This is a genomic window from Variovorax sp. P1_H12_2 (assembly GCF_056405335.1).
Genome location: NZ_JBFUCI010000391.1, coordinates 1 through 6,171, shown reverse-complemented (window position 1 = coordinate 6,171; position 6,171 = coordinate 1). Strand labels below are relative to the sequence as shown.

Annotated in this window: 7 protein-coding genes; 2 read left to right on the top strand and 5 right to left on the bottom strand. The window is 62.9% G+C overall.

Annotation, left to right across the window (positions count from 1 at the left end; translation table 11 throughout):
• Positions 1–656: DUF924 family protein (locus tag AC1D2K_RS28030; protein WP_478092806.1), on the bottom strand; the 656-nt coding region annotated here is incomplete at its 3' end.
• A gap of 520 nt (positions 657–1,176) precedes the next feature.
• Between AC1D2K_RS28030 and AC1D2K_RS28025 the strand changes: the two genes are divergently transcribed.
• Both AC1D2K_RS28025 and AC1D2K_RS28020 read left to right on the top strand, forming a co-directional pair.
• Entirely contained in the window at positions 1,177–1,515 is a 339-nt protein-coding gene (locus AC1D2K_RS28025) for a GNAT family protein (RefSeq protein WP_478092804.1), read from the top strand.
• A gap of 256 nt (positions 1,516–1,771) precedes the next feature.
• Positions 1,772–2,872, top strand: coding sequence for an endonuclease/exonuclease/phosphatase family protein (locus tag AC1D2K_RS28020; RefSeq protein WP_478092802.1), 1,101 nt, complete (start codon positions 1,772–1,774; stop codon positions 2,870–2,872).
• Positions 2,873–3,442: 570 nt separating this feature from the next.
• Here the strand turns inward: AC1D2K_RS28020 and AC1D2K_RS28015 are convergent.
• From AC1D2K_RS28015 to AC1D2K_RS28000, 4 genes are all read right to left on the bottom strand, one after another.
• The gene (locus AC1D2K_RS28015) at positions 3,443–4,072 is read right to left on the bottom strand and encodes a murein hydrolase activator EnvC family protein (RefSeq protein WP_478092801.1); all 630 of its coding nucleotides are present in this window, start codon (positions 4,070–4,072) and stop codon (positions 3,443–3,445) included.
• A gap of 9 nt (positions 4,073–4,081) precedes the next feature.
• The gene (locus AC1D2K_RS28010; RefSeq protein ID WP_478092800.1) at positions 4,082–4,603 is read right to left on the bottom strand and encodes a peptidylprolyl isomerase; all 522 of its coding nucleotides are present in this window, start codon (positions 4,601–4,603) and stop codon (positions 4,082–4,084) included.
• A complete protein-coding gene (locus AC1D2K_RS28005; protein WP_478092798.1) occupies positions 4,600–5,565 on the bottom strand; it encodes a S1C family serine protease in 966 nt (321 codons plus the stop codon). Before AC1D2K_RS28005 ends, AC1D2K_RS28010 begins: the two co-directional genes overlap by 4 nt.
• A 13-nt stretch (positions 5,566–5,578) precedes the next feature.
• Positions 5,579–6,171: CC0125/CC1285 family lipoprotein (locus AC1D2K_RS28000; protein ID WP_478092797.1), on the bottom strand; the 593-nt coding region annotated here is incomplete at its 5' end.

Genomic DNA, 6,171 nt, shown 5'->3' with positions numbered 1-6,171 from the left:
GCGTTGAGCGGGTCGTCGGGCGCCAGTTCAATCATCGCACGCCCCCATTCCTCCATGCACAGGTGCTGGTCGTCGAGCGCCTCGGAGTGGGTCAGCACCAGGCACAGGAAGACCCTTTCGACCGGGCGCAGCCGTTCGGCCACGCCTACGCGCAGGCCGCGCTTCACGAGGTCGCGGCAACGCGCATCGCAGTCGTACATCTGCGGGGTGTCGCGGTACATGTTGCGCGGGAACTGGTCAAGGATGATGACCAGCGCCACCAGCAGGCGCGGGTGGTCGACGTCGAGTGCCCAGTGGTCGTAGTGGCCTTTGGCAGCCAGCGCGACGTCGGCGCCGAAGCGGGTCCAGATCTCCTGGTCGGTCTGCTCGGACTTGCCGAACCACAGGTTGAGGCATTCCTCGATGTTCGGTCGCAGCATGTACTGCAACACCTGCTCGGCCTTGTCGATCTCGGCGGCCGCGATCTGGATGCCTTCGAGCTTCAGGAGCATGCGCAGTTCGCGCCGCAATGTCTCGGTGTCTGATTCCGACAAGGTCTCGCGTCCGTCGAGGCCCGCCAGGATCACCTGCAGGCTCTGCTGCATACGGCGGCCCAGCACCTCCGGCGGTTCCTCCGCGGAGAACAGGTCCATCAGCATGGACAACAGATCGGCCATTTGCGGGTCTCCTGGAGAAGGTCGAACAATCTACATCATTGGTGTCGATTTGTCCCTACGTCCTCCTGCGTCGAAGGCGTATCGACGTGTCTCTCGACGCCGGCACGCTCCCATCACCAGGCTCAGCGCCTGGTTCGCCGTCGCCACGCCCAGGGCGTTCGGGCGCCCGGTCGAGGTCTTCGCGCCGGGGCACGTTCGCGTCGTGCACGACCTCCCAAGCACGAGCCCCATTGGCGTAGCCACGGGCAAATGAAACCATAGAAGCTTCCTCCACGACAAACACCATCACGGCTGCCCCTTGAGAGAGCTGGCTGAGTACGGCCAGAACCCGTCATTCGCCGCCCGCGCTCAATTTGCCCGATAGCCGACCTTGAGCCGCCCCCTCCACATTTTTGATGAGATTTCATTCTCAGCAATGTGTAGCCCGGCCTGACCCAGCGGTCGCAACAGCTGCTGTGGCAGGATGCGRGCCAAGAGCCGACTGTCGGAGGACCAGGCAGAATCGGCGCCCCGCAACTCCTTGAGCCGCTATGACAGCCTGGACCATCATCGAAGCGCCACAGGAGGAAGTGAGGTCGGGCGAGCTCGGTCGGAAATTCGTCGGTTCAGGCTTGGTGATGAAGCTGCGTTGTTCCGTGTGTATTTCACGGCCATCCATGGGGTCGCATCCCGCGACTACTCGCCTGAGCAAGTCGAGGCATGGGCTCCGGCAGACCTTGACGTGGACCTGTGGGCAAATCATGTTCAAGGAATCCGACCCTTCGTCGTTGAGCTTGACAACGAGATCGTCGGCTATGGGGACGTTCAGCCGGACGGTTACGTCGACCATTTCTTTGATTTCCAGTCCTTCGGGGCGTGACCCTTGAGAATGCCTTGATGCGTAAGGAGTTTAAGCATGGCGCCTGAGCGCCGCATGTAGCGGCCGCATGACCGGCAGGATGCGGCCACTTGCGGACCGTCAGCGCTGCTGCAGAATTCGGCCGCCTCCATAGTTTTGTGGAGACTTCAGCCGCGGCGAGTGTGTGGCCAACTCGGATACACGTAGGCCCCCTCTTGCGCTTTATGACTGCCTCGACAAAATGGCGCGAAACAGTCAAACCAGGAACGAGGGCACCATGAAGCTGCGCGTGGCAACGTTCAATCTTGAGAATTTGTTTACTCGTCCGGCCGCCATGGACTCGGAGTCCGGGGTGGCAGGACAGGCAGCCATCAACCATGACGCCGAGCTGAATGCAATCATCCGCAAGGAGGTATACACCGATGCGGACAAGGCCCGTTTGCTCGAGCTAGACAAGACCTACAAGTTTTCCGCTTTGAACGCGCCTAAGAATGCCTTGGTGCAGCTGAACAAAGTTCGCGGGCAGTTGTTCGGTACGAGGGAAGGCGTAGTAAAGGTCGTAGCAAATGGCGCCGCTGACTGGACGGGGTGGTTTGAGCTACGACGTGACGACATCACCTGGGAGGCCACGCTCAATACGGCGAGGGTCATCTCCGAGGTGGATGCTGACATCCAGATTTGCGTAGAGGCCGAAAGCCGGCCGACGCTGAACAGATTCAACGACCAGATTCTCGGCGCCATTTTCAAGAAGCAGTACCCGCATGTCATGCTCTTGGACGGCAACGACGAACGAGGCATCGATGTCGGCATCATGAGTCGCTACCCGATAGGGGGAGTTCGCTCTCACGTGGATGACCGGAACGCCGGCGGGACGAAGACCTTCTCCCGAGATTGCCCCGAGTACGTCGTCCAGCTTCCGAATGCGAAGGACATCGTCATCATTCCCAATCATTTCAAGTCGAAGCGAGGAGGCGACGACGATGCCGCCCAAGCTCGCCGGCGCGCGCAAGCGGAGGGGGCATTCTCTATTGCCAAGAATGCCGTGGGGACCATCAGCCCCTACGTACTCGTCGGCGGCGACCTGAACGACACGCCGGATAGCGAGGCACTCAAGCCACTGTGGGTCGGCGAGTTCAAGGACGTTCAATCACACTCGTCGTACCCAACTGACCGACCTGGAACCTACGACACAGGCACCGCCGGCAACAAGATTGACTACCTCATCATGTCCAAGAAGTTGGCAACCGGGCTAAAAAATACCGGCATCGAGCGGCGAGGCTCATACCATCCGCATACGTGGGAGCCGTTTGATACCGTTGTAAGCAAGGCGACGGAAGCGTCGGACCACCACGCTGTTTGGGCCGACTTCGAAATCTGAACGTCCAGGGTGTGGCTCTGAAGAGTAGGCGTTGCCTGGAGCAGCGCTTCGCTACGCCAAGAAGCGGCCACAAGCAGACCCCCGAGGTCGATCTCCACCACAAGGCCGTTGTGGACAAATTGGCGGGTACAAATTTTCCGTTGATGGCCGGTGGCTGCGATGAGGCGCTCGCGTTCCTGGCGGACTTTTCCCGACACCTCTCTCTGGCCTTCCTGACGGGACACCTATCCAGATTCGAGTGGTTCCGTGAACCAGCGTCATCCGGCAGAACCCGGCCAACAGCAGTCGGTCGGCCGCACCACAGAATTCGCGGGATAGCGGACGTTCGCGGCGCGCGCACGATCCAGAAGCGACGCGATCGGTCTGATCGAGTTGGAATTCCACGCGGACGCGCGCGCCGGTCGTTGCCCAGTTGCCCATGGCTTCGCCCTGTAGGGCCGTGGCGCGCACTACGCACCTCGGGCGCTGCCTTCGAAAGAACTCGTGACGGGGATCTGGCTGAGGGGAGCCGATGTCGACGAGATGTTCATTGACTCCTCATCGCAGCCGGCGGAGTGGGGTCGAACGTCGCTATTCCGCCGTCATCAGGCTCTTGAGGTCGTTCATGTCTACGCGCCCGGAGTATGGCTGTGGCCGTGACGGCGATACCGAGGCCGCACCGCTTGCGCCGGCCGTGTCGCCCGCGGAACCCACGAGGTACATCTCGGGATCGACGGGCTTGCCCGAGCGTCGCACTTCGAAGTGAAGCATGGTCGTGCGCGCTTCGGAACGCCCCATTTCGGCGATTTGCTGCCCGGCGAGAACGACGTCGTTCTCCTGCACCAGGATCTGGTGGTTGTGCGCATACGCGGTGAGGTACTCGTCGTTGTGTTTGACGATGATCAGGTTGCCGTAGCCTCTGAGCTTCGACCCGGCATAGACGACACGACCCGGCGCAACGGCGACGACCGGCGATCCGTCCTCGCCCGCGATGTCGATGCCCCGGTTGCGATCGCCGTCGAAGCGGCCAACGATCGGACCCTGCGCAGGCCAGACCGCGGCGGTGAACGGTGCGCCCTGGCTCGCCGACGACGTTGAGGCGCGCGGAGGCGCGACGCACCCGCCAAGGCCGAAGACAACGAATGCGGCGGTGCTGGCCGCGCAGACGGTTCGAAGAAGCGGGGAGGGCGCTCCAATCGGGCGAAGGGTGGTGTCGATCATCTATTGTTCCTAACGACCGTTCGCCGCACGCAGGCGAAGCTCGAGTTGGGCGCGTGACGCTTCGAAGGTCGGCATCGTCGGTGAACGCATGTCGCGCACTTCGATGACGTGCCAACCGAAAGGCGACTGCACCGGCGCTTCGACCATGCCTGCCGGGCCCAGTTTGCGCATGGCGTCGGCAAATTCGTCGACGAAGTTGCCGCTGAGGTTCCAGCCGAGTTCGCCGCCTTTGTCGACGGAGCCTTCGTCGATGGACATGTCCTTGGCGACCTGTGCGAATGCTTCGCCGCTCCGGATGCGGGCCAGCGCGATGTCGGCCTGCGCACGCGCTTTCACGAGAACGTGCCGCACGTTGTATTCGAACTCACCCTGGTGGGCAGCCGACCAGCGTTCACCGATTCGGGCGTATTCGGCACGCAGTTCCGCCTCGGAATAGCGGCCGGTTTCGTTCGCATGCTGTGCCACGGCGAACGAGAAAGGTAAGGCCCAGGCCAACGCGCATGCGATCACGACAGCGCCGGTTGGCTTCATTTGAGCTCGCGGCAGTTGCCGAACTCGCAGCGCACCGCGAGCGCATCGCCGTTGGTGCACGGGATGGAGTAGGTTTCAAAGCCGGCGCCCTTCGCGACGAGGGCCGCACGCGGCTCGGCATTGCAGGACGTCGATCTGGCGAGGCGCTCGGCGTTGTAGGCATCCCTGCCGGTGCCCGTCGAAGGCGTGGAAGGCCGAGCTTGGTAACTCGTGCTGGCGGCCGTCGCCGGCGGCGTGACCGACATGGAAGCCGGTGTGGTCGTCACCGCTGTTGCCTGCGGTGCAGGCCTGCCGGATCGCTTGTACTCCGCCAGCGCCTGCGCGCCGCGTGTCGGAATCTCGCCGATCCATTGCGCGGGTCGCGCGAAGTTGAGGTTTTGCGCCGTGCCGGAGATCCCCGCGGTGGTAATGCCGATGAGCCGTCCTTGTTCGTCGAAGAGACCTCCGCCGCTGGACCCCGGCGAAATAGGGGCGCTCATCTGGATAAACTCGATCTCGCCGGCACTGTCGCGCCGCAGTGCCGAGACCAGTCCGTCGCTGAGCGACTGCTCGAGCCCCTGCGGCGCGCCGATCGCGTACACCTTCTGTCCGACGCGAAGAACCGAAGTGGGCGCGATCTGAATCGGGACCGCAGGCGAAGGCAGACCGTCGGTCTTGAGCTGACAGAGATCGCGCGCTGCATCCGGAAACTCCAGCTTCGCCTCCATCTCCCTGCGCTCTTGCCGCAATGTGATCGAGACGGCACCACGCAGCACGTGGCAGTTTGTGACGACGCGGCCGGCGGCGACGACCACGCCGCTACCGGTGGCCACCACGCGGCTATCGGCGCCCTTCGCAAGCACAACCCAGATGCTGGGCGATGCATCGCGAAAGATCTCCTCGGGCGTACTTGCCGTGGCGAGCGTCGGCAGCGCCGTCGTGAGGACTGCGGCAACCGCCAAGGCGCTGAAAGCGGGTCTCATGGGGTATCTCGTTCTATTGGGGAAGGAGCGGGCCGAGGTCTTTCATCTCGACGCGCCCGCCCGCGCCGCCCGACCACGGTACCGCCGAAGTCGAGTCCGAGGCTGGGATCGATGTCGCCATGGCGCGCCGGATGAGGTCTTCCGAGGCGATCGTGCGTTCGCGGCCCTGGGTGGCGATGAAGCTCTTCAACGAATCGAGCACCACGCTGGCCTTGAGTGAATACGCTGCGTCGGGCTCATCGAGCGACTTGAACATTGCGATCGTCGCGCTGCTGCGCCACGTCGTGATCTGGCCGCCGCCATAGCTCGGGATGTAGACGTAGCCGCCGCCTCCCTTCAGTTCGATGAGCTTCCCGTCCGCCGAGTCATCGCGAGCCATCCGTAGGGAAGACGCGTCATCGTCGGCAGCGCTTGTCTTGGCCTTGGGCAAGACGGTGAAATAGGCGAAGCCCTTCTGCTGCGTCAGATCGGCGCACCGATAGATCCAATAGTTCCAGACCGCTTCCTTGGAGGTATTCCCGTTACCGGAGAACTCGACGAAGTACCGGTTGTCGCTCAGCCTCGTGTCGCGATAGCCGCCGGTCGGCCCGAGCGGCTGATAGACGG